This is a genomic window from Nocardia sp. NPDC004860 (assembly GCF_040609015.1).
Classification (GTDB): domain Bacteria; phylum Actinomycetota; class Actinomycetes; order Mycobacteriales; family Mycobacteriaceae; genus Nocardia.
This window is the reverse complement of record NZ_JBEXJI010000023.1, coordinates 39938-62586: the sequence shown is the minus strand read 5'-3', so window position 1 is coordinate 62586 and position 22649 is coordinate 39938. Positions and strand designations below refer to the sequence as shown.

The 22649-nt window shown below is 67.2% G+C and carries 21 protein-coding genes; 7 read left to right on the top strand and 14 right to left on the bottom strand.

The window, feature by feature from the left end:
- Window positions 1-139: 139 nt before the first annotated feature.
- Window positions 140-2974, bottom strand: a complete 2835-nt coding sequence (locus ABZV44_RS32310) for an AAA family ATPase (protein ID WP_354844870.1) — start codon at window positions 2972-2974, stop codon at window positions 140-142.
- A 167-nt stretch (window positions 2975-3141) separates the two neighbouring features.
- Between ABZV44_RS32310 and ABZV44_RS32305 the strand changes: the two genes are divergently transcribed.
- The 4 genes from ABZV44_RS32305 (at window position 3142) to ABZV44_RS32290 (ending at window position 6206) form a co-directional block, all read left to right on the top strand.
- Window positions 3142-3675 carry a hypothetical protein gene (locus ABZV44_RS32305; protein WP_354844649.1) on the top strand — a complete coding sequence of 178 codons (534 nt, stop codon included), beginning with the start codon at window positions 3142-3144 and terminating at the stop codon, window positions 3673-3675.
- 86 nt (window positions 3676-3761) lie between these two features.
- A complete protein-coding gene (locus ABZV44_RS32300; RefSeq protein ID WP_354844647.1) occupies window positions 3762-4883 on the top strand; it encodes an ABC transporter permease in 1122 nt (373 codons plus the stop codon).
- Complete coding sequence (locus ABZV44_RS32295) at window positions 4880-5587, top strand: ABC transporter ATP-binding protein (protein WP_354844645.1); 708 nt, start codon at window positions 4880-4882, stop codon at window positions 5585-5587. Before ABZV44_RS32300 ends, ABZV44_RS32295 begins: the two co-directional genes overlap by 4 nt.
- A gap of 19 nt (window positions 5588-5606) precedes the next feature.
- Window positions 5607-6206 carry a helix-turn-helix domain-containing protein gene (locus tag ABZV44_RS32290; RefSeq protein WP_354844642.1) on the top strand — a complete coding sequence of 200 codons (600 nt, stop codon included), beginning with the start codon at window positions 5607-5609 and terminating at the stop codon, window positions 6204-6206.
- A 295-nt stretch (window positions 6207-6501) separates the two neighbouring features.
- Here ABZV44_RS32290 and ABZV44_RS32285 read toward each other — a convergent pair whose 3' ends face one another.
- The 8 genes from ABZV44_RS32285 to ABZV44_RS32250 form a co-directional block, all read right to left on the bottom strand.
- Window positions 6502-7257 carry a murein transglycosylase gene (locus tag ABZV44_RS32285; RefSeq protein ID WP_354844639.1) on the bottom strand — a complete coding sequence of 252 codons (756 nt, stop codon included), beginning with the start codon at window positions 7255-7257 and terminating at the stop codon, window positions 6502-6504.
- An 84-nt stretch (window positions 7258-7341) separates the two neighbouring features.
- Window positions 7342-8373, bottom strand: coding sequence for a hypothetical protein (locus ABZV44_RS32280; RefSeq protein ID WP_354844636.1), 1032 nt, complete (start codon window positions 8371-8373; stop codon window positions 7342-7344).
- 57 nt (window positions 8374-8430) lie between these two features.
- The gene (locus tag ABZV44_RS32275) at window positions 8431-9408 is read right to left on the bottom strand and encodes a hypothetical protein (RefSeq protein ID WP_354844633.1); all 978 of its coding nucleotides are present in this window, start codon (window positions 9406-9408) and stop codon (window positions 8431-8433) included.
- Entirely contained in the window at window positions 9405-10700 is a 1296-nt protein-coding gene (locus tag ABZV44_RS32270; protein ID WP_354844620.1) for an MFS transporter, read from the bottom strand. The genes ABZV44_RS32275 and ABZV44_RS32270 overlap by 4 nt, the downstream gene beginning before the upstream one ends.
- Window positions 10701-10809: 109 nt before the next feature.
- Window positions 10810-11661: an alkaline phosphatase family protein gene (locus ABZV44_RS32265; RefSeq protein ID WP_354844617.1), complete on the bottom strand. Its 852-nt coding sequence runs from the start codon at window positions 11659-11661 to the stop codon at window positions 10810-10812.
- Between the two features lie 614 nt (window positions 11662-12275).
- Window positions 12276-12404 carry a hypothetical protein gene (locus ABZV44_RS32260; RefSeq protein ID WP_354844614.1) on the bottom strand — a complete coding sequence of 43 codons (129 nt, stop codon included), beginning with the start codon at window positions 12402-12404 and terminating at the stop codon, window positions 12276-12278.
- A complete protein-coding gene (gene ctaD, locus ABZV44_RS32255) occupies window positions 12401-14140 on the bottom strand; it encodes a cytochrome c oxidase subunit I (RefSeq protein ID WP_354844611.1) in 1740 nt (579 codons plus the stop codon). Before ctaD ends, ABZV44_RS32260 begins: the two co-directional genes overlap by 4 nt.
- Window positions 14141-14272: 132 nt before the next feature.
- Window positions 14273-15463, bottom strand: coding sequence for a Rieske 2Fe-2S domain-containing protein (locus ABZV44_RS32250; protein ID WP_354844608.1), 1191 nt, complete (start codon window positions 15461-15463; stop codon window positions 14273-14275).
- Between the two features lie 209 nt (window positions 15464-15672).
- Between ABZV44_RS32250 and hsaA the strand changes: the two genes are divergently transcribed.
- On the top strand, window positions 15673-16836 hold the full coding sequence (hsaA, locus tag ABZV44_RS32245) for a 3-hydroxy-9,10-secoandrosta-1,3,5(10)-triene-9,17-dione monooxygenase oxygenase subunit (protein WP_354844605.1): 1164 nt from the start codon (window positions 15673-15675) through the stop codon (window positions 16834-16836).
- A 47-nt stretch (window positions 16837-16883) separates the two neighbouring features.
- On the opposite strand, the gene ABZV44_RS32240 is transcribed toward hsaA, so the two are convergent.
- Window positions 16884-17258: a VOC family protein gene (locus ABZV44_RS32240; protein ID WP_354844602.1), complete on the bottom strand. Its 375-nt coding sequence runs from the start codon at window positions 17256-17258 to the stop codon at window positions 16884-16886.
- An 82-nt stretch (window positions 17259-17340) separates the two neighbouring features.
- Between ABZV44_RS32240 and ABZV44_RS32235 the strand changes: the two genes are divergently transcribed.
- Window positions 17341-17754, top strand: coding sequence for a helix-turn-helix transcriptional regulator (locus tag ABZV44_RS32235; protein ID WP_354844599.1), 414 nt, complete (start codon window positions 17341-17343; stop codon window positions 17752-17754).
- Here the strand turns inward: ABZV44_RS32235 and ABZV44_RS32230 are convergent.
- The 3 genes from ABZV44_RS32230 to ABZV44_RS32220 all read right to left on the bottom strand — a co-directional run bounded on the left by ABZV44_RS32230 (window position 17640) and on the right by ABZV44_RS32220 (window position 20247).
- Complete coding sequence (locus tag ABZV44_RS32230) at window positions 17640-18539, bottom strand: hypothetical protein (RefSeq protein ID WP_354844596.1); 900 nt, start codon at window positions 18537-18539, stop codon at window positions 17640-17642. The genes ABZV44_RS32235 and ABZV44_RS32230 overlap by 115 nt on opposite strands.
- A 15-nt stretch (window positions 18540-18554) precedes the next feature.
- Entirely contained in the window at window positions 18555-19430 is an 876-nt protein-coding gene (locus tag ABZV44_RS32225; protein WP_354844593.1) for a 3-hydroxyacyl-CoA dehydrogenase NAD-binding domain-containing protein, read from the bottom strand.
- A 334-nt stretch (window positions 19431-19764) separates the two neighbouring features.
- Window positions 19765-20247: a hypothetical protein gene (locus ABZV44_RS32220; RefSeq protein ID WP_354844591.1), complete on the bottom strand. Its 483-nt coding sequence runs from the start codon at window positions 20245-20247 to the stop codon at window positions 19765-19767.
- An 84-nt stretch (window positions 20248-20331) separates the two neighbouring features.
- Here ABZV44_RS32220 and bioB point away from each other — a divergent pair, with 84 nt between their 5' ends.
- Complete coding sequence (gene bioB / locus ABZV44_RS32215; RefSeq protein WP_354844589.1) at window positions 20332-21396, top strand: biotin synthase BioB; 1065 nt, start codon at window positions 20332-20334, stop codon at window positions 21394-21396.
- A gap of 46 nt (window positions 21397-21442) precedes the next feature.
- On the opposite strand, the gene ABZV44_RS32210 is transcribed toward bioB, so the two are convergent.
- Window positions 21443-22642, bottom strand: a complete 1200-nt coding sequence (locus tag ABZV44_RS32210; protein WP_354844586.1) for a cytochrome P450 — start codon at window positions 22640-22642, stop codon at window positions 21443-21445.
- Window positions 22643-22649 lie beyond the last annotated feature (7 nt).

Here is a 22649-nt window from a genome sequence, read left to right as displayed (position 1 = left end):
GACCCGTCCTCGCGCTCGCAGACGATCAGACCGCAGCGTTCGTGGTTGATCGGGTGGAGTGTTCGTGGTCGATCGGGCCAAAGCCTCCGCGGTCGATCTGGCGCCGGTGTCCGCGGTCGATCGGGCGCAGCGTTCGCGGTCAATCGGCCAATTCCGCCAGCCGAGAAGCGATTCCGGCGCGGCTGGTCAAACCGAGTTTGCGCAGGATGCGGCCGAGGTGATCCTCGATGGTGCGGGGGCTCAGGTAGAGCTGGGCCGCGATCTCCTTGTTCGCGAGGCCCTTGGCGGCCAACTCGGCGACCTCGCGCTCCCGCTCGCTCAGCTTCGTCGCTCCGGAGACCGTTCGATGTCCTGCGAGTCGACGTTGGACGGCCGTCGCGGCACGTTGGAGTTCCGTGGCTCCGGCTGCCGCGAATTCGGCGCGGGCGGAGGCGATTCGGGCGGTGGCTGTGGTGAAATCGCCGCGCTGCCCTGCTATCTGCGCCGCCACCAACAGGGCCTGCGCGCGGAACACCGGCATATCGGCCCGCGCATACGCTTCGGCGGAGTCCCCGGCGGCGCGTTCGGCGGGGATGAGATCCCCGCGGGCGCACAGGTATCCGGCCCGAGCCCGGGCAGCCGCAGCCAGCGCGCCGGGTAAGCCCAGGCGCTCGGCCACATCCTCCGCCTGGGCCAGCAGGGTTTCGGCCGCGTCGAGGTCACCTCGATCGACGGCGCTCAGGCACGCGACTGCGAGCTCGGCCGCTCGCATCGGGTGCAATCGGCCGCCGTTGGCTGCGCCGTCTTGTAGTGGTTCCACCCGTCCAGGCAGTATGCGGTCGCCTCGGAGCGGGTCTCGCAGTTGTGGTCCCGGCGGCGGACCAGGGCGCAGGTTCGTATCTTCGGCCGCTGTAGCTGCGGGTGTGCGAGGGCTCGGTTGCTGGGTGGGCAGCTCATCCAGGTTGAGCCGGGTGGCCAGTTCCAGGAGGGCTGCCTCGACCGCGCCGCGCCACCAGCGGACGGCGGGGCGGGGGAGGGCGTTGAGGTCTCGCCAGCATTGGATGACGTCTGCGCGCGGCGAAGTTGCCTCCAGGACACGGAGTTTGAGGGCTCCGGCCAGTGGGGCGATACCTGGGTACGCGTAGAGTTCGGCGGTTTCGACGGCGTCATCGGCGGCGGCGAGGGCGTCCGCGTAGCGTCCCAGCTTGGCCAGCGAGTAGGCCTGTACTGTCAGGAGTTCGGGGAGGATGAAGCTGCGGCCGCGGCGGCGGCTGACGCGGATGGCCCGCTCGATGTGGGTGAGGCCGGTGCGCTGGTCGTCGAGGAAGTACGCCATCCAGCCGAGGGCGGAGACGGCGTGGATGCCGTCGAGCAGCTGAGTGTCGGTGAGCTGTGCGAATTCCCGCTGCGCGACGCGGTAGTCGGCTTCGGCGGCGCGCAGGTCCAGGTCATTGAGCCGGCCCATGCTCCGCAGTGTCACCGCGGCCGCGCGCATGGCCGGATCGTGCACGGCTTCGGAGGTGAACAGCTGCCGGACTCGTGCCGCGCCTTCGGCGTCGTGGTTGTCCTGGATCTGCAGGATGGCCAATTCCAGCCGGGCGGGTCCGTGTTCGTGACTGCCGGGCCGATCGACCAGCCGGGTCAACAGGTTTCGCGCGCTGTCCACGCGCCCGAGGATCCGTTCGCAGCGCGCATGGAGGAGAACCGCTTCGACCTGCTCGGGGGTGGGATCGCCCGCAGTGCCCGGCAGCAGGGGTTCGAGGGTCTCGCGCGCGGATTCCGCGGATCCCGACAGCAGCAGCGCCCGGCCGAGCAGGACGCGGGCCGGAACATCGGCGCGCCCACCCGAATCCGGCTGAGCGTCGAGGGCGGCGGCGATCCAGCGGGCACTGGCGGCCGGATCGGTGCCGAGGGCCTGCTCGGCGGCGCAGAGCAATTCGACCGTAGCGAGCTCGTCGCGACCGAGGGCATGTTCCAGGTGGCGGGCCCGGGCGAGCACGGGAGCGTCCTCGGCGCGGAGCACCTGTGCCGCGCGAGCGTGCGCGGCCGCCCGCCACCCGTGCCCGGCCAGCCGGTACGCCGCCGCGCGCACCAGCGGATGGCGGAAGCTCACCAGGCCGGCGGTGACGCTGACCCAGCCGCGCCGCGTGAGATCGTCGATCGCCTCGCGCAGGTCGGCCGGTGCGACTTCGGCCGTGCCGCAGAGCAGTTCCACGTCATCAGTGCCGCCGCACACCCCGATCGCCTGCGCGACCAGCCGCTCCCGGGCGGGCAGGTGTGCCAGTTCGGCCCGGATGGTCCGGTCCAGTGCGGTCTGATCCGCCGGTGCCGCGGCCGGATCCTCGGCTCGAATCGTGGCGTCGAAATCGGCCGGGGTGAGTTCGGCGAGCAGTCGCAGATACAGCGGATTGCCGTGCGCCGCCGCCACCACCTGCGTGCACCGGCCCGCCGGCAGCTCCGGCAGTAGCGCTCTCGCGTCGGCATCGGACAGCGGCGGCACCGCGAGGTGTCTGCTCGCGACGCCCGGTGCGCGCAGCGCGGATCCGAGCGATTCCGGAAATTGCCCTTCGCGGTAGGCCAGCACAATGCGAGCCGATTCCGGCCGCTGCCGAATCAGCAGTGCCAGCACCCGCATCGAGGCGCTGTCGGCCCAATGCGCATCATCGATGATCAGCAGCGACGGCGTGGCTTCGAGCCGCTGCCGAATCCATCGGGCCGAGTCCCGGGTATCGGTCCCGATTTCGCTTTCCGTGCCGCCCAGTCGATCCGCGATATCGCGCACGAGATAGTGCGGTGTGGGCTGATCGTATTCGGTGCCCGCGACGGCGACCGTCCGCCACCGGCCCGGCTCGAGCCTGTCCGCGAATTCCGAAAGCAGCCGCGATTTTCCGATTCCGGCCGGGCCCTCCACCAGGAATACACCGTCTCCACCGGGAGCGTGGCAGGCCGCGTTCAGGGTGGAGAGCTCGCGGGTGCGGCCGACGAATGGCTGGATCGCGCACTCCTTCCCGAGTGAACGGCCTTCGGGTGAGCCTAACTCGGCACTCTCGCCTCTCGGCCCCCGCCCCGATCCCGTGGTTTCACGGATGCTGTGGCGTGCGGAAACGGGTTGGGTAGTCCGGGTTCGATCGATTGGCGAGTGGGAGAGGTACGTAGCTTCAGATGCAGAGGATTTCGTCGAGTGCGCGGCGGCTGGTCCCCGTGATCCTGGCCATTGTGGCCCTGGCCCTGGCGGGTTGTTCCGCCGTGCAGAAGGGCGCCGATGTAGTCAAGGACGCGGGCAAATCCGATACCGGTCGCTCGAAGGTCGGCGATTGTATCGATGTCATCGAAGGCTCGATGATCGATTCCAAAACCGCGCCGGTGGACTGCGGTTCCCCGAAGGCGGTGTACCAGGTCGCCAAGGTCTACAGCAGCAAAACCGATTGCGCAGCCGATTACACCTCGTACGAGGAAACCCTCAATGGCATGTCCATGGCATACCTGTGCCTGGCCCCGAATTTCAAGCAGGGCGCCTGCTATCACGAGAGCATGCTGACCGGATACCAGTACGCCGAATGCGGCACCTCCAACGCCAGCTTCCAGGTCCTGACCCGCATCGACGGCCAATCCGACGAAACCCTGTGCGGCGAGGACGCCGACAGCGTCATCACCCTGGCCGAACCCCGGACCACCTTCTGCCTCGAGAAGGTGTGACCCCCCTCAGATTTTCCCGACGCACTGTCGGTAACATCCCGACGGTGCGTCGGTAAAAGTGCCCGGCGCCGGACAAGGGAGTTCGGATGTTCCTGGCGGTGCGCGAACTGTGGTTCGCGCGAGCGAGATTCGGGTTGATGGCCGCGGTCGTCGCCCTGATCGCGGTGCTCATCGTGATGTTGGCGGGCCTGTCGTCGGGCCTGGTCGACGACGGTGTCTCGGGATTGAAGGCCATGCCCGTGGACGCCTTCGCCTTCGCGCCGAAGACGGAGACCGAATCGGCCTTCACCCGCAGCACGGTCGACGACGGACAGGTCGCGGCCTGGCGCGAGCGCGGCGATGTCGCCGATGCGGCGCTGTTCGGAAACACGCTGGTCAATGCGAAGACCGGCAACGGGGTCGCGATCGATCTCGCGCTGTTCGGGGTCGAGCCGGGGTCGTTTCTGGCCCCGAGCCCGGCAGAGGGGTCCGGGCTCGGGGCGCCGGACGGCATCGTGGTCAGCCCGACCACCCTCGACAAGGGCGTCCGCATCGGCGATGTGGTGATCATCGACCGCATCGGCACCTCCCTGCGGGTCGTCGGCGCGACCGCCGAACAGCGCACCTTCGGGCACGTGAACGTCGCCTATGTGCCGCTGCGACTCTGGCAGGAGATCCACGCCGGACTGCGGCCCGGCGACATCGCCCGGCCGGAGATCTATCACGAGGCCAATGCCGTGGCGCTGCGTGCGCGGCCCGGCGGCATCGATCTGGCGGCCGGAGATCGCGCCGCGGGCACGCACGCCATGACGCTGTCGGCCTCCTTCGATGCTTCTCCCGGCTACTCGGCCGAAATGTCGACCATGACCCTGATCCGGGTCTTCCTCTACGCCATCTCGGCCCTGGTGGTCGGCGCGTTCTTCATGGTCTGGACGGTTCAGCGCACCCACGAGCTGGCGGTGCTGCGGGCGCTGGGTGTCTCCACCGGATATCTGTTGCGCGACAGCCTGATCCAGGCCGCGATCGTGCTCGTCGCCGCGACGGCCGCCGGGGTCGGCGTGGGAGTGGGCGGCAGCCGGTTCGTCGGCGGCATGCCCTTCGCGCTCGAACCCGGCGCGGTCGCGGTCGGTGCGGTACTGCTGATCGTGATGGGCATGGTGGGCGCGGCGCTGACCACGTTGCGCGTCACGCGGGTCGACCCGCTCGAGGCTCTGGGGGCGCAGCGATGAGCATCGAATCGATTGTCCGCCAGGGCATCTCGCTCAGCGATGTCTCGCTGACCTTCGGCAGCGGCGACCATGCCGTGGCGGCCCTGGACCGCATCGACCTGACCGTGCGGGCGGGCGAGCTGCTGGCCGTCGTGGGACCGTCCGGATCGGGCAAATCCACGCTGCTCGCGGTCGCGGGCGGGCTGGCCCGGCCCGACACCGGGCAGGTGCTGGTGCACGGCACCGAGATGACGACCCTGCCCCGGCGGCAGTTGGCGCGATTCCGCCGCGAGCACATCGGGTTCGTGTTCCAGACCGGGAATCTGATTCCCGCGCTGACCGCCCGCGACCAGGTGCGGCTGCTCGATCGCACCGGCGGGCGGAAGCGCGGCACCGCACCGGCTTCGAGCGGCCCAGCGGATCCGGATGCCCTGCTCGCCGCCGTCGGCATGGCCGCGAAGGCGGTGCGGCGGCCGCATCAGCTCTCCGGCGGGGAACGCCAGCGCGTCGGTATCGCCCGCGCGCTCGCGACCGACCCGACGCTGCTGCTGGTGGACGAGCCGACCGCGGCGCTGGATCGCGCCCGTAGCCACGAGGTGATCGAGCTGCTGGCCCGGCAGACCCGCGAGCGGAAGGTGGCCACCATCATGGTCACCCACGATCACGACATCCTCGGCCACTGCGATCGGGTGCTCACCCTGGTGGATGGGAGACTGAGCGGGTAACCCCCTACGAGGAGATCAGGTGCCGAGGATCCAAGCCGCCACGCTCGCCGAACATCGCGAGGCGCAACGCCGCGCCCTGCTCGACGCCGCGCGCGCCATCCTCACCGAGGACCCGGCCCGCCCGCCCACTCTCACCGAGGTGGCGGCGCGCGCCGGGCTCGCCCGGCCCAGCATCTACCAGTACTTCTCCTCCCGCGACCAGCTGCTCGCCGAGCTGCTGGCCGACACCTTCCCGCAGTGGGCGCGACGGGTGGCGGAGCGGATGGCGGCCGCGTCCGGCCCGGCCGATCAAGTTCTCGAATACGTCCGCGCCAACCTGGAATTGGTCGCGAGCGGTGAGCACGCCCTGGCCCGCGTGCTCACCACGATCATCGACGACGATATCGCCGCCTACAGCCGCGAACTGCACGACGAGCTCCGCACCCCGCTGATCGCCGCGCTCGAGACGGCCGGTGCGGCCGACCCGGCCGCCACCGCCGGACTCATCGACGGCATCGTGCATGCGGCTTCGCGCATGCTCGAGAGTGGCCAGGATGCCGACCGGACTGTCACGGCCGCAACGGAACTGGTCGCACCCTACCTGTCGGCGCTGTCGCCGAGCGCGGCCCGGCGGCGCTGAAACCGCTGACAGAGAAGCTCGGGAATGCACCGATGAGGCCGCGCGGGGCGGTGGAGCGACCTCACCGGAGCGCGAACGGCGGCAAGGAGAGTCAGCGTGCGCACGATCGGGGAGCGGTACTGGTCAGTGGCCCTGCGCGAGACGCGTCAGCAGGATCACGCCGCCGAACAGATGGATATCGGAGGGTGTCCGGAGGGTTTGTCCAGTCGTCCTAGGCTCTGTATCAACTCCGGTGGGCCACGCGTGGCGCGGCAATCGAGGCGGCACCGGCGAATGTGAGACAGAGCGATTGGCCTCACCGCTGCTGGTAACCGGTTGCGGCGTTGCGTACTTGGTCGACGTAGACGGCGGAGTGGTTGTAGGCCAGGATGGCTCGGCGCCAGCCACGGGCGGTGGCCAGGTCGCCGCCGGCCGCGCACAGGTAGCGGCCCGCGGCCAGGGCCGCGTCGTCGATATCGTCCGGGCTACCCGAAAGATCGCTGGTGGCCGCTGGTTTGCCGCTCTGCAGGGTGCTGGCGAGGGTGTGGTAGTCGGTGCCGGCGCGCACGCCCCAGCGCTTCCAGGTGTCGGGGATGAACTGGAACGGACCCATTGCGCGGGCATACACCGTGTGCCCGGCCCGGGCCGTGGCGGTGGGGTCGACGATCCGGGCGTTGCCGCCGGTGCCGTCCAGGGCGATTCCGCGGATCGGTGGCCGCACCAGACCGTCGGCGGCAATGGTGGCACCGCCGAAACGGGCGTGATCGCTTTCCACACGGGCGATTCCAGCCAGGGTGACCCACCCGAGATGGCATCCGGGCTGCGCCTTCGACATCACCACCGTCGCATATCCGTAAGCCTGCAGCGCGCGCACGGGAATTCCGTATTCCTCGGACCGCGCTCGAGCCCAGTCACGAAGCTGGTCGAGCGGCTGTTCGACCGCGTCGAGGCGAATCGCCGGTACCGGCTCACCCGCACCGGGCGGCACCGGATCGGGAGTTCGATTCGATGCGCCGCATCCCGAGAGGATTGCCGCGATCGTGGTCACCAGCAGCGCCGGGAGTGCTGTCATCGCACCCCGGCCGCGCGGGCCAGGTGGAGAGGAATTCGTCATCGGCCCTCGAAATGCACTGTCGCAGTGGGTCTTCCATCCGGGTTACTTGGCCGGGACGGGCGCAGACGTCGTGGGGTTCGGCTTCGTGGGCTTGGGCGCCGCCGGGTGACGCGGAGTCGTGGTCGGTGGGTGCGCAATCGTCGGCTCGGACGGTGGTGGTGCCGGCTTCCGCCCGGTCGTCTTAGTGGTTGGCGGTGCCGTCGGAGTGCGTCGGTCCGTTGTGGTTGTCGGCTTGCCGGACGGTGTCGTCTGCCCGGCGCTTGCCGGTGTCGTCGTCCCACCGATAGACGTCGTGGTTACCGGAATGGACGTCGTGGTTGTCGGGAGGGACGTCGTGGTTGTCGGGACCGCTTGCGTTGTCGTCGGGATGACCGTTGTTGTCGTCGTCTCGGTCGGCGAGGGACTCGTCGACAGGGCGGTGGTACTGAAGGGGGCGACGACCATCGGAACGGTGGTTGTGGTGATGGGATCCTGGCTGGGGCTCACGCCGGGCTGAACAATCTGGCTCGCGTCCGATGGTGGGGCGACCTGCACCGAAAAACCCGCGCTCGCACTGATACTCGCGGTGAAGGATGGACCGGGTGCCGGGGTGGAGGTCGGGGTATCGGTGATCGTCGTGGCCGGATCGCTCGCGGTGGGCTCGGTCGACTCACCGGTGGCCGGGTCGGTCGCAGGGGCTGCCTCGCTGCCGAGGGTGTCCGTTGCCGCGGTGTCATCCGGAACGTCTACATCATTCGGGGTTTCCGATACGTCGGCGACATCGCTGATGGCTCCGACCTGGGTGGTCGAATCCGCCTCGTTCGACGTCTCGGAGACATCCGACGACGCCAGAACATTGCTCGCCCTTTCGTTTCGCCGCGAATCCGTTGCCAATACGGACCCTCCGATGAGGAGCGCGATCAGCGCCGCGGCGGCCGCGGCGTGGGGCAGATGCCGGCGCGCGTCGCGGACCGTGAGATGCGGCAATTTCTGCCGAAGGTCGAGGAATTCGGTGGCATCGGTGTCAGGCGTACCGGCGGGTCCGGTTGCGCTGGAATTGTTTCGGCCGGATTCGTTGTCATCCAATGACTGCATCAGGAATTCTTGTCTTTCCGAAATGAATTCTGCCCGTCAGGACTTCTGCATTTCTGGTCAGCCGAGTGCCGCCGGGGATTCGGCGTGCGGGATGAGTAGCCGCGAACTGCCCGAGCCGTCGGCCGGGACCGCCCAGATATCCGAATCGGTGCCCCGCGCAATGGCGTAACCGATCGTGTTCGAATCCAGCCAGGCCGGCTGGTCGTCCACGCTGCGGGTTTCGGCCAGCGGGGTCCGCGCGCCCGAGGCCAGATCCAGTACGGACAGCCGCCAGCCCTTCTCGGGGTTCCCGTCGATCGCCGACTTGAAGGCGATCCGCCGGCCGTCCGGGGACAGCGATGGGCACTCCACGTTCTGCGCGATGGTGCGAATGCTCTTCGCCGCGATATCACCTTGCACGAGGAACCGGCGTCCGTCGGTGGCCATCGTGGCGTAGAAGGTGTTGTCGTCGGCGGCGAACGTGATACCCCAGAAGTTGAGATCGGCCGCGGTGTAGGGACGGCCGTCCAGGGTCACCGGGAGGAATTCCAGCGAGTCGATCATGTCCCCGGTGTCGAGGTCGATCAGTCCGGCGCGGGTGGAGAACCGTCCGTTGTTGTACGAGTCGCCCGCCACGAATACCGTCCAGGCCACCAGCCGCCCGTCCCCGGATACCCGGGTGCGGTTGGGCACGCCGACCAGCGGGATCTCCCGCTTCACAGTGAGTGTGCTGTCGAGGATGGCGGCCTGGAAGGTGGAGAGCGCGCCGTCCTGCCGTAGACAGACGCCGGTTCCGCCCGCCGCGTGGACCCGCAGGCAGTCGAGCGCGGATACCGAGCGTGGTCCGCCCGGATCGTCCGTGGCCACCATCGCCAGGCGGCCCTTGCTGTCGGGTGCGGTGCTGCGGAACAGAATTCGTGGCCCGCCGGTGAGACTCAGCGCGTCGGACGCCGATACCGCCGGTGGCGTGCGGGTCGTCACGAACACTCCGTAACCGACCGCGACGGCGGTCAGGAGCACGGACCCGAGCAGTGCGAGCAACATTCGCCGAGTCATGCGTGCTCCTCGGCGAGGTCGCCGGTGCCGGAAGCGTCGGTGTTCGTGGCCGGGATGCCGCGCAGCAGGAGGCCGAGAATGAGCACAGCCACCGCGACCAGAACCGCGGCGACCCGGCTCGCGCTCGCCGGTCCCCACACCGTCCAGGCCAGCCCGAACAGCACCGAGGACACCAGGTAGGACAGCGCCTGTCCGGTCTGGATCAGTGCGATTCCCGTGGTACGCAGGGATTCTGGCAGGACCGGGCCGGCCAGCGCGATGAGTACCCCGTCGGTGGCCGCGTAGAACAGGCCGTAGAGGGCGAGCACCACCAGGAGGAGAGCAGTGCCACCGAACGGCCCGAACAACATCAGATACACCAGCACCAGCGCGGTGTAGCCGCCGAGCACCACCTTCAGCCGGCCGATCTTGTCGGCGAGCATGCCGAGCGGCGTGGCCAGCAGCAGATAGGACAGGTTCGTGCCGACGGCCAGCAACGGAAACCAGTTGACGCTCAGGTGTTCCCGGTGTTGCAGCAGGAGGTAGACGAAGCCGTCGCCGATGGTCACCATCCCGGCCAGGCACGCGGCCAGTACCAATCGTCGCACCGGCGCCATCGCGATGAGGCCGCCCAGCGCCGAGACCGACACCGTGCCCTTGGGTGGCTGTTCGTCGCGGTGATCCCGAACGAACAACACCAGGACGAGGACACCGAACGCGGCGATGCAGAAGCTGGCGACGAACACCGCGTCATAGGCCTGCGCGGTTGCGGCGAGGATGCCGAGCGCGACCAGCGGCCCGGTGAACGCCCCGATCGTGTCCATCGTCCGGTGCACGCCGAATGCCCGGCCGTACAGTTGCGGCGGGGTGGACAGGGTGATCAGTGCGTCACGTGGCGCCGTGCGCAGGCCCTTGCCGGCGCGGTCGATCGCGATCACCGCGCCGATCGCGCCGACGGCACTGCCCACGGCCAGCAGCCCGAGTTTGGCCACCGCCGACAACCCGTAGCCCAGGCCGGCGATCAACTTGCGGCGGCGCGTCGAATCTGCGATGTATCCGCCGACCAGCCGCAGCAGCGCCGTCGCCCCGGTGTAGGCGCCGTCGACGACGCCGTAGACGGCCGGGCTCAGGTGCAGCGCGACGACCAGGTACACCGGTAGGACCGCGGTCATCATTTCCGAAGAGATGTCGGTGACCAGGCTGACCGTGCCGAGCGCGAACACGTTGCCGCTCAACAGGAAGAACACTTTCCTGCGCGATGGTTTCGCGCCGTCGTCCCCGGCGTGCGGACGGTCGATCGTGGACAGGTACATGGGTGTGCCACCTCAGTGTGTTGCGGGAGCCGCTCGCGGACACGCCGTCGGCATGCCCGCGAGCGGGGTGATTACCAGCTACCGATCAGTCGCGGACAACCGCGAATGGTCAGTTCCACACGTTGGTGATCTCGGCGGCCGAGTTCAGGTGGGACAACCCGTACGCACTCTCGATGGTGCTCAGGACGTTGTAGTGGTTGATCTGGTTGGAGAAGCTGCCGACCTGGGTGTGCGCGCCGACGAACGTGGTGAAGATGTGGTTCGACGAACTGCCGTTGTCCTCGTCGAAGGTGACGATGAGCAGGCTGTTGTGCGTCTTGGCCCACTGCGCGTAGGCATCCATGTTGTTCTTCAGCCAGGTGTCACCGGTGCCGATCGAACAGTCGTGCATGTCGTTGCACAGGTTGGGCGCGATGTACGAGACCGTCGGCAGGCTCGCGTAGTTCGACGAGTTCGGGAAGTCGCTGTACATGAGGTTGCTGGTCGCGGGCACGTTGCTGAAGAACGGCGCGGCGTTGTGCTTGCGCGCGTACTGGCCGCTGGTGCAGCCGGTGTAGCCGTCCGAGGGCATGCTCTCGGAGTAGCTCTTGAAGCTCTTGCCGGCGGTGATCAGCTGGTTGGCAATGTTGTTGCCGCTGAAGGTGTGCGGGCAGCTGTCGTCGGTGATGCCCTGGGTCGACCCCGAGAACATCGCCAGATAGTTGGGCTCACTCGGGTGAGTGACCCCGAAGGACTGGGTGAATTTCGCACCCTGGCCGGCCAGGCTGTTGAAGTACGGCGCGCTGGAACTGCCGTTGATCTGCGAGTACGAGTGGTTCTCGAACATCACCAGCACGATGTGATCGAACACGGGCACGGTCGTCACCGCCTGCGCGGTGGGTGAGGTGACAACGGCCGCCGTCGTCACGCCGATGAAAGCTGCGGCCGCAAGCAGTGCGGGCACAATGCGCTTCCTGAACACGAATCCTCCTGAAGGATAACCAACCCTGGCACAGCCAGGTTCGGGAAATCCTGGAGCCGACCCGTGGCGTCGAGCCCAATGTTTCGAAGCCAGTGGATGTTCGAAAAGTGAACAGATAAAGCGCGGAAGCCATTGTCTGACCAATGTGCTTTTTAGTCAATTGATCTCAAGTGTTCAACTGGTCGAATGACCGTGCAATAACTGGACGAATGATTCGAAATCGGTTGTCGAGTATTCGTTTTGCGTTTCGGTGCAGGTTTGATTGCTGTTCCCGGATGTTTATCGGTTCATACGTATGCCGACTCGGCCTGGATTCCTGTGGTTTCGAAGATGATCCGCCCGGAATGCGTTGCGCTACATATAGTTCCGGGCCGGGCCGCACCCGCCACGACAGACTCGCTCCGGCTCCATGTGCCGGAGAGGCTGCATCACAAGCGATCTCGAGCAGCACGCTTCTGGCGTGATGGCCCCACTCGGCCCTGGCGTCAAGCGGAGCCGGCTGAATCCGCGGGCGCGAACGCTCGCGTAAAGGTCGGTGAGGCCGCGCGGGCGGGGGCGCGGCCTCACCGGAGTGCGAACGGCTGCAAGGGGAGTCAGCGTCCGCACGATCGGGGTCAGCGACCCTGGGCGAGGTGGGTCAGCAGGATCAGGCCGCCGATCAGCGTCAATCCGGTCAGCATGACCAGGACGCCATAGGGCAGGCGGGGAATTCGGAAGGTCGAGAGTTGCTGGGGCCTGGTCATTTCGCCTCCGCGGGCGTGGTCTCGGTGACGTGATGGGCGGTCGCGCCCCAGCCGACATGGGCCTCGGCGCGCATGCGGTCGATCATGTGCGGGTAGTGGAGTTCGAAGGCGGGTCGCTCGGAGCGGATGCGCGGGAGCTCGTAGAAGTTGTGCCGCGGCGGCGGGCAGGAGGTCGCCCATTCGAGGGAGTTGCCGTAGCCCCACGGGTCGTCCACGGTCACGACCTCGCCGTAGCGGTAGGACTTGAAGACGTTCCACAGGAACGGCAGCATCGACGCGCCGAGCAGGAACGCGCCGATGGTGGAGACCTGGTTCAGCAGGGTGAAGCCGTCGGAGGGCAGGTAGTCGGCGTAGCGACGCGGCATGCCCATGTTGCCGAGCCAGTGCTGGGCCAGGAACGTCAGATGGAAACCGAGGAACGTGGTCCAGAAGTGCCACTTCGCGAGGCGTTCGTCGAGCATACGGCCGGTGATCTTGGGGAACCAGAAGTAGATGCCCGCGAAGGTGGCGAACACGACCGTGCCGAACAGGGTGTAGTGGAAGTGCGCGACCACGAAATAGGTGTCGGACAAATGGAAATCGAGTGGCGGTGAGGCCAGGATGACGCCGGACAGGCCGCCGAACAGGAAGGTCACCAGGAAGCCCAGCGAGAACAGCATCGGGCTCTCGAAGGTGAGCTGCCCCTTCCACATGGTCCCGATCCAGTTGAAGAACTTCACGCCGGTCGGCACCGCGATGAGGAAGGTCATGAACGAGAAGTACGGCAGCAGAACGGCTCCCGTGGCGTACATGTGGTGCGCCCACACCGCGATGGACAGCGCCGCGATGCCCAGTGTCGCGTAGACCATGCCGGTGTAGCCGAACAGCGGTTTACGGCTGAACACCGGGAAGATCTCCGACACGATGCCGAAGAACGGCAGCGCGATCACGTACACCTCGGGGTGGCCGAAGTACCAGAACAGATGCTGGAACAGCATGGTTCCGCCGCTGGCCGGATCGTAGATGTGCCCGCCGAGGTGCCGGTCGTAGTACAGCGCCAGGGCGGCCGCGGTCAGCAGCGGGAACACCAGCAGCACAAGGAAACTCGCGACGACGACGTTCCAGGTGAAGATGGGCAGCCGGAACATGGTCATGCCCGGGCAGCGCAGGCACACGACGGTGGTGAGCATATTGACCGCGCCCAGAATGGTTCCCAGGCCCGAGACGCCCACCCCCAGAATCCACAGGTCCGCGCCGACGCCGGGGGAGTGGATGATGTCCGACAGCGGCACATACGCGGTCCAGCCGAAATCGGCCGCACCGCCAGGGGTGACGAAGCCTGCGGTCGCCATGGTCGCGCCGAACAGATACAACCAGTAGCTGAGCGCATTGAGCCGGGGAAACGCGACATCGGGCGCGCCGATCTGCAAGGGCAGCAGGATATTCGCGAATCCGAAGATGATGGCGGTCGCGTAGAACAGCAGCATGATCGTGCCGTGCATGGTGAACAGCTGATTGAACTGTTCCGGCGACAGGAACTGCATGCCCGGCTGCGCCAGCTCCGCGCGCATGATCAACGCCATCAGCCCGGCGATCATGAAGAACGCCATCGAGGTCACCAGGTACATCTGCCCCAGTACCTTCGGGTCGGTCGTGGTGACCATCTTGTAGAGAAACGACCCCTTTGGTGCGTGCCGCACGGGATGGGGTCGCGTGATCTCGGGTAGCGGCGGGGTTTTCGGGGAAAGGGCGGTCACCCTGCGGACGGTAGTGAGCCGCAGGGTTGCCGGTGAATACCCGCGGGCCGGGCCGATGACCTTCGACGAGCGATCGAGGACCTTGGGCCGCGCAGCCGGTGACCTTCGAACCGGGATCGTCCTCGAACCGGGCTAGGGTGCGGTGGCCGTGGTCACATCGCGCCGGCGCAGGTTCTCGGCGACCTCGACCTCCCAGACCTCGTTGGCCCGCGAGGTGTCGACTTCGAACTCGAAGCGCCGCACCGACTTCGGATCGACGTCGGCGACGTCGACATAGAACTGCTCGTACCAGCGGCGCAGCTGGTAGACCGGGCCGTCCTCGTCGCAGAGCAGTGGGTTCTCGATCTTGGACTTGTGCTTCCAGATCTCCACGTCCTGCAGGAAGCCCTCGCCGATGCCCTCGGTCATCCTGTCCGCCAGGCGGTTCGCGGTGTCCGCCGGTACGCCGGTGGGCCTCTCCATCGTGATGCCGTACTGCAGGACGAACGAGTGCTGGGTGACCGGGTAGTGACAGTTGACCAGGACGCTGCGGACCTCGTAACCGCTGTAGACATTGAGCAGTGGATTGATCATGTAGGCAGGCCCGAAGTACGAGGCCTCCGATTTCAGCAGCGTGTCTCCGCGGTACTTGGTCGCCATGCCGACGTCCGGGCGGCCCTTGGTCTCGAGGTACTGCGTCGCGACATGGCCCTCGAAGACGTTCTTGAAAAAGGTCGGGAACGCGTAGTGGATGTAGAAGAAGTGGGCCATGTCCACGATGTTGTCGATGATCTCGCGGCAGTTGGAGCCCTCGATGAGGATCGAGCGCCAGGTCCACGGGGTCCAGTCGGGGGAAAGCAATGCCGCGGGGTTGCCTTCGGCGTCGGTGTACGGTCCCCGGATGATCGGGATGGTGACCTCGTCCGGTGGCGGGTTGCCCTCGTGGTCGTGCCAGACGAAGAGCTGGCCGTTGCGCTCGAGCGTGGTCCACGCGCGGGTGCGGGCCAGCGGGGGTACCCGCCGCGCATAGGGAATGTCGGTGCAGCGGCCGTGGCCGTCCCAGCGCCAGTCGTGGAACGGGCAGGCGATCCGGCCGTCCTTGACCGTGCCCGTCGACAGGTCGCCACCGAGGTGGCGGCAGTAGGCGTCCAGCACCCGCAGCTCGCCGGTATCGTCGGCCCAGACGGCCAGCTTGGTGCCGAAGGCATTGACCGAGTGGGGTTTCCCGTCCCGGAAAGCGTCCGCCAGGCCCAGGCAGTGCCAGCCGCGGGCATAGCGGGTGGGCATCGTACCCACGTCGATGTCCCGGATCTTTCTGCCGAACCCGTGTGACGTCGTCGCCATTGCACCCTCCTAGGTCTAGAACCAGTTTCAGATCGGTGTCAGCTTCCGATCGGTGAGGTCATCCAGAAAATGGTCGAAAGACTCTTCTTTTAGGGATTTCCGTCCGCTTGTCGCGGACCTGGAGCTGCTCAATAGTGACTGGAACGTGTTCTAGATATGTGGCGGAGAGTGTGCGTTCGCCACCCGACCGGTCAGGAGAACCCGGCAAGATGACCCGTGAAATCACCGAGCGCGTCGAGGCTTTGGTGCCGACCCTGCGCGAGCGCGCCCAGCGGACCGAGGCGCTGCGGCGCATTCCCGACGAGTCGATCGAGGATCTGCGGGAGGCGGGGTTCTTCACCCTGATGCAGCCGCGGCAATGGGGCGGATGCGCCGCCGATCCGGTGGTCTTCTACGACACCGTGCGCACCCTGGCGAGCGCCTGTGGATCCACCGGCTGGGTGGCGGGGATCCTGGGGATTCACAACTGGCACCTGGCACTGTTCGATCAGCGTGCGCAGGACGATGTCTGGGGCCACGACAGCGATGCGCGGATCGCGTCGTCGTACGCGCCGATGGGCGCCGGCGCCGTGGTGGACGGCGGCTATCTGGTCAGCGGTTCGTGGGCGTGGTCCTCCGGGGTGGACCACGCCGACTGGGTCTTCGTCGGCGGGCCGGTGCTCCAGAACGGCAAGCCTGTCGATTTCGGCTCCTTCCTCATCCCGCGCAGCGACTACACCGTCGACGACGTGTGGAACGTGGTCGGTCTGCGGGGCACCGGATCCAATACGGTGGTCGTCGAGGACGTCTTCGTTCCGCGGCACCGCTTCCTGAGTTTCGGCGTCATGAACTCGCTGACATCGCCCGGGCTGCAGCGAAATTCGGAGCCGGTCTACAAAATGCCCTGGGGGACAATCCATCCCACTACCATCGCCACGCCGATCGTCGGCATGGCCTACGGCGCCTACGCGGCCCATGTCGAGCATCAGGGCAAGCGGATCCGGGCCGCGTACGCCGGCGAGCACGCCAAGGACGACCCCTTCGGCAAGATCCGCATCGCCGAATCCGCCAGCGATATCGATGCCGCGTGGCGGCAGTTGTCCGGCAATGTCGCCGACGAGTACGCCCGGCTCCGGGCCGGCGGAGACATCCCGCTCGCCCTGCGCGCCCGCGCCCGCCGCGACCAGGTCCGCGCCACCGCCCGCGCCATCGCCGCCATCGACCGGCTCTTCGAGGCCGCCGGGGCCGGCGCCCTCGCCGACGACACCCCGCTGCAACGCCTCTGGCGCGATGCCCATGCCGGACGCGTCCACGCGGCCAATGACCCCGAACGTGCCTACGTCATGTACGGAAACCACGCTTTCGGCCTCCCGGTGGGGGACACCATGGTGTAGTCGGATCGGGTCGGCGCCTGATCGCCGCGGCAGGGAGCCTGCCGTCGTCAGCTCGCGACGGATTCGACCTTGGCCGTATCGAATTCGACGTATTCGATGCGTGCGCCGCCGGGGTGCCGCACCGTCAGATTGCGGCCGGTGGGAACGTCGTTCGGACCGTCGAGGATGTCGCCGCCGAGGGTGGTGACGATCGTGAGCACCTCGTCCAGGTCGTCCACTATCGCGGTGGCGTGTGTTTCCCGGTAGGGGGCAAGGGCTTCCGGGGTTCCGGCGATGAGCAGGTAGGCGCCGATGCCGGCCAGTTCCAGCTCGCGGTAGGCGAAGCGGAGTCGGGGCTGCTCACCGGTGAGCGCGGTGAATGTGGGCAATGCGGCGTCCAGATCGTCGACGTAGACGCGGGCCAGGGTGCTGAGGACAGTCACTGCGAACTCATTTCGATATTTCCGAATTAACGAAACGAACGTAAGCTGGTGCCCCGGTCATGTCAACCGAACGAGGAACCCGATGCCGCCGCTGACCCAGCCGAATACCGCGGACCTGAACCTGGTGACGGTGCTGCACGCCCTGGGGGACCCGGTCCGGATGGAACTGGTGCGCTTGATGGCCGTCCACGGCGAAATCTCCTGCAGCCCCGACCATCTCGTAATCGCGAGATCGACCCTGTCGAACCATTGGCGCACCCTGCGCGAGGCCGGCCTCACCGTCACCCGCGTCGACGGCAAGGCCCGCTACATGACCCTGCGCCGGGCCGACATCGACGAACGATTCCCCGGCGTTCTCGACGCGGTGCTCGGGTCCCTCGCTCAGAGTTCTGCCAGTGCCAGTCCGGTGAGCGCGCCACCGGGGCGGGCGATTTCGGTGTCGATGCCGTCGTCGAGGTCGACGAGGCGGATCGCACCGCCGAGATCGCTGACGTAGAACCGGGATTCGCTGATCGCCACCACGCCGATGGCCTCGCGGTAGCCGCTGGACAGGATGGTCACCGGTCCCGGAACCGGGTCGACCGAGGCGCGGTTGAGGGTGTTGCCCGCGGGTTCCGCGCCGCGGTCGGTCCACAGCAGGTTCCCGTCGCCGGACAGTGCCAGGTCGATCGGTTCGGGGAGGTCGTGCCAGAGCACCTCGATATCGGTGCGGGCCGCGGGGGAGGTACCGGTGGGGAGCTCCAGTGGCGCGCGGAAGATGCGGCCCTCACCGGCCTTCGGTGCGCCCTTCTGGGTCCAGTAGAGGTGGCGGCGGTCGAGGTCCAGGCAGATGCCGACCGGCCAATTCCGAGAGTGCACAGCGTCTTCGGGGCCTTCACCGGTGACCACCAGCGGGCGCAGCTCGCCCCCGGCGAGATTGCAGGTGAGGACCTGCATGCCCTCGCGGTCGCACCAGTACAGGTGGCCGGTGTCGAAATCGGCGGTGAGCTGCTTGCCGGTGGTGAACGCACCGGGCGGGACGATCACCGTGCGATTGCCGCCGTCGAGGTCGGCGCGTTCGAGCATGCCGGTCCGGTGGAAGAACACGGGTTCCGTGCCGGGCGTCGGACGTAGGTCGGGTGCGCCCATGCTGGTCCAGTACACGTGCCCGCGATCCTGATCGACGGCGACGCCGTCGGGGTAGGCGTCCAACCCGGTGATCAGGGTGCGCACATCACCCCCGTCGAGCGAGATCGCGTGCATGGCACGGGCTTTGAGGTCGAGTGCGAGCAGATGTTTCATCGCGGCCTCCTGCCGTCAGAGCCGATTCGGGTCGGGGTAGTCGTCGTAGAAGCCGGCACCGGATTTCACGCCCAGCTTGCCGTCGGCGATATAGCGCTTCAGCAGAATGCGCGGGCCCTCGGGTAGATGCGGATTCTCCTGGGCGTAATGCTCTTCGATATCGAGCACCACATCGAGGCCGACGCTGTCCATCATCCGGAACGGACCCGCGTTGGTGCCGAAATTCAGCTTGAACATGGCATCGACATCCTGCGGGGTCGAGACGCCCTCGTAGACGACATCGAGCGATTCGCGTTTCAGCGCCGCCCAGATCCGATTGAAGATGAAGCCGGTGCTCTCCTTACGGCACAGGAAAGGATGCAGACCGTATTCGGGGAACGTCGACATGACGAAGTCGATGATCTCGGGCGCGGTATCGCCATCGGACATCACATCGAGCGTCGTCGACGCGGGCGGCATATAGAAATGCGTATTGAGCATGCGGTCGCGGGTCGAAAGCCCCTCGGTGAACAGCCTGCTCGCATACGACGACGAATTCGACGAGACGACCGCATCGGCCGCGCACAGTTGGTCGAGCTGACCGAAGATCGACTTCTTGAGGTCGAGCCGCTCCGGCACCGCCTCCACCACCAGCCACGCCTCCGCCACCGCGTCGGCCAGGTCCGGCACATAACTCACGATCCCCGGCGTGCCGCCGTCGATGTGGGCGGCCACCGCGGGCAATTCGCCGGTCGCATACCCGGCGGCCTGCGTCCCCTGCGTCCCGTTCGGATCGGTGATGAGCACGGTGCCGCCCCGCGTGGCGAACATCAGCGCAATGCGCCGGCCCAGCGTTCCCGCGCCGATCACGGCCACCGGCCGATTGCGATAGTCATTCGGTATCGCGGCCATTCCCCGCTCCTTCGATGAAAGGTCCGAGCTGTGTATTCGCGTTATCGATCGCTATACCGTAGCGGGGCATACTCCTCTCGCGGGGTAGCGGCAGCATTGTCGGCGCGGTGGGTGGGTGTGGACTCGGTGGTGGTCCGGCGGGCGGACACGGTTCGGGCTCAGAGCGCTCGTCAGGTCCATGGCTTCGGTGCCATGCGGGATGTCGGCGAGTAATCGATAACCCGGCCATTTGGTTACGTCGTAGCCGCCGTAAGCGTCGAAAAAGCTTTGATACCGGCAGTCGGTGATCCGCCGGAAGTCGGTGTAGTCCACCGCCAGTTGGACGAGATCCCACTCACGCCGACCAACCGATACGTTGTCGAGGTCGAAAACGGTGGGAACCCGAGGGCGGTATCACAAGATTTCCTTGCCATGCATCGTCGTGTATCACGCAAGGTGCCGAGGGACCATCAAGCTCGTTGTACTGCTGCTGAAGTTGCGCATACTGCTCCAAACGCCGAGAACGGGCGCCTTGGTAGATCGTGACTGCGGACTCGGTGCGTTCTCGCAGTCCATCAAATGGGTTGCGGCTCGGCAGCTGAAACTGTTGGCGCAGTTGATATCCGGCGCGATCCCGGAGGCCGTCGCCGGCGGTGCTGTGGCCGCCGAGCAGGGCCGAGGTCGACGTGTGCACGGCGGTGTGGTGCTCGCTGATCACCGCACGCAGCGCGTCGCCCGGCAGCGTCCCGCACGGGACCGCGGTCTCCACGAAATGCCCGACCATGCGCCGCGACAGCTCGCGGGGCCACTCGGCCTGTGAATATTCGGCAAACTTCACCGGTCTCGGACTGTTGGCTATTACATATGGCCACGTCAAACCAATACTTGAACGGTGTTCAAGCTCGAGGTAGATTGCCTTGGCATGACTGATGGACTGTTGAATCTGTTGGTGGACAAGGCGTTACGCCGAGCGGCCCCGACCCGGGTGGAGGCGCTGGCGTTGCTGAGCGGCGCGCAACCGCTCATCGACGTCGTGGCGGCGGGCTCGCGGGTGCGACACGAATTCTTCGGCGCGCGTGTCAAACTCAACACGATCGTCAATATGAAGAGCGGCCTGTGCCCGGAGGACTGCGGGTACTGCTCGCAGCGGCTGGGCTCGGCATCCGATGTGCTGAAGTACTCCTGGATCACGCCCGAGCAGGCCGCGCGGGTCGCCGGGCAGGCGATTGCGGGCGGGGCCAAACGAGTGTGCCTGGTCGCCAGCGGGCGCGGGCCCGGCGAACGGGATCTGACCAGAATCGAGCAGACCATCGCCGCCATCACGGCCGACCATCCGCAGACGGAGATCTGCGTGTGCCTGGGCCTATTGGGGGAGGGGCAGGCCGAGCGGCTCGCGGCGGCCGGGGCCCACGCCTACAGCCACAACCTCAATACCTCCGAGGCGCGCTATGCCGACATCTGCAGTACGCACACCTTCGACGATCGCGTCGACACCGTGCTGCGGGCGAGCGCGGCCGGGCTGTCACCTTGTTCCGGAGCGATTTTCGGCATGGGGGAGTCGGACGAGGACATCGTCGATCTGGCCTTCGCGCTGCGGGCGCTGGACCCGGACTCGGTGCCGGTCAACTTTCTGATCCCGTTCGATGGAACGCCATTGGCGGGACAGTGGGAGCTGACACCCGACCGCTGCCTGCGCATCCTGGCGCTGTTCCGCTTCTTCTTCCCCGACGTGGAGGTGCGGCTGGCCGGTGGCCGTGAGCTCCACCTGCGCAGCCTGCAACCGCTGGCGCTGCACCTGGCCAATTCGATCTTTCTGGGCGATTACCTCACCAGCGAGGGGCAGCCCGGAGCCGACGACCGGCAGATGATCACCGATGCCGGGTTCACCATCGAGGGTGCGCAGGAGCAGACCCTGCCGCCGGCGCGCCACGACCTGGTCGCGGTGCGCAAACGTGGTGCGGGGACGGATCTTCCGGCGAACGCGTAGGTTTCGCCGTGGGCGGCTCGCCGACTGGGCCGCCCACGGCCGGGCGCTACCAGACGACCGGAAGCGCTTTCGGGCCGCGCAGCAGCATGCCCGTCTTCCACTCCACCTCGTCGGCCGGAACCGCCAGACGCAGGTTCGGGAAGCGGCGCAACAGGGCGGTCAGCGTCACGTGCAGTTCGAGGCGGGCCAGTTGCGCGCCCACGCAGTGATGAAAGCCGTGGCCGAAGGCCAAGTGCGAGTTGTGATGTCGGGTCAGGTCCATGGTGTCCGGATCCGGGAAGACCGTCTCGTCGCGGTTCGCGATCGCCAGATCCACGAAGACGGCCTCGCCCGCGCGAATGAGCGTGCCCGACAGTTCGACATCCTCGACGGCGATGCGCGGGAACGCGCCGCCATTGCCGAGCTGGATGTAGCGGAGCAGCTCCTCGACGGCGGCCGGGACGAGATCGGGATCCGCACGCAGCCGGTCCCATTCGCCCGCGGTGAGCAGGACATAGACGAAATTGGCGATCTGATTGGCGGTGGTCTCGTGACCGGCGACCAGCAGGGTGAGGCCGAGCGTGATCAGTTCGTCCTCGCTGAGCCGGTCATCGTTGTCGCGGGCCGCCACGAGTGCGCCGAGCAGATCATCGGTGGGGTGCGCGCGTCGCTCGGCGATCTGCTCGGTCAGGTATTCGGCGACGGCGGCCAACGCGGCCACCCGCTCCTCATCGGGGACGGCGGTCGTCGACATGATCGCGTCGGAGAAGTCGCGGAAACGATGCTGGTCCTGCGGTGGCACGCCGAGCATTTCACAGATGACGGTGACCGGCACCGGGAGCGCCAGCGCCTCCACCAGGTCGGCGGGTGAGCCGGCCGCGGCCATGGCCGTCAGCATGTCCTCGACGATCTCCTCGGTGCGCGGGCGCAGTTCCTGCACGCGACGGGTGGTGAACGCGGTCATGGTCAGCTTGCGGAGCCGGGTCAGCTCCGGCGGGTCCATGCTGGTCGGAATGTTCGGCATGGCCGGTGTCTCGCGCACCCGCGGCACATCCTCGCGGCCGACCGTGGCGGCGCGGCCGAACCGGGGATCGCTGAGCACCGAGCGCACGTCCGCGTAGCGGGTGACGAGCCAGGCCTCGCCGCCGTAGGGCAGCCGGACACGGGAAATCGGTTCCTCGCGGAGCAGTTTCAACGCCGTCGGATGCGGATCGAGCCGGACCGGATCGCCGAACGGGTAGTGGCGGACTTCGGTAGGTGTGGACACGCGAAAC